At 23.8% G+C, this 667-nt stretch carries 1 protein-coding gene; it reads right to left on the bottom strand.

Annotated elements, in window-relative coordinates; all coding sequences use genetic code 11:
* A partial coding sequence (locus BZZ03_RS11765) for a hypothetical protein (RefSeq protein WP_143466355.1) occupies positions 1 to 621 on the bottom strand: 621 nt, incomplete at its 3' end.
* Positions 622 to 667: the final 46 nt, after the last annotated feature.

Below are 667 nucleotides of genomic sequence, written 5' to 3'. Positions count from 1 at the left end.
CTCTAATATCACTTCCCCAGAATTGTTAGTTATATATAGACTTCCATTATCTGGGTTAACCATTAATTTATATGAAAATACTTTCTTATTTAATTTAATAGGCTTTTTTAAATCGTTTTGTTCTTTATAATGAAGTTGTATTTTTATTTTCCCTATGTCGGCAAATACTTCCGATTGAACAAAAATATCTCCTGTAATATTTTTTATTTCTTTTTTATTTCTTTTTCGTGTAAGTTTAGTATATTTTAAATTGTTTATCTTTGCTTTAACAAAATACATGTTTTCTGAATAAAAATCACATTGCAAATAGTATTTATCATTTTCCTTAAATATATACAAACGAAATAATTCTAATTTTATATCAAAAGGATACTTTGCTTTGGAAAAACAACGATAATTCATTTTTTCTTTAGAAATTTCCGTCAAAAATGTGGTAATGTTCTTATTACTTTTTTCTTCTATTATTCTAAAAGTATTAATATCATATTTATTACTTAAATCCCCCGTAAATTTAAATGCTTTTAGAACCTTAGGCAAAGAGCTTCTAAGAAGATAACAATGATATATATCCTCATAACTATCCTCAAATTTTGAAAATCCATTTCTTTTAGAAAGATTCAATGAGGCTCTATTATATTTACTAATTTCCGTATAATGAGTATGAAAC

Source organism: Lactococcus petauri (assembly GCF_002154895.1).
Taxonomy (GTDB): Bacteria; Bacillota; Bacilli; order Lactobacillales; family Streptococcaceae; genus Lactococcus; species Lactococcus petauri.
The sequence above is the reverse complement of the archived record's forward strand: the minus strand, read 5'-3'. Positions and strand labels throughout refer to the sequence as shown.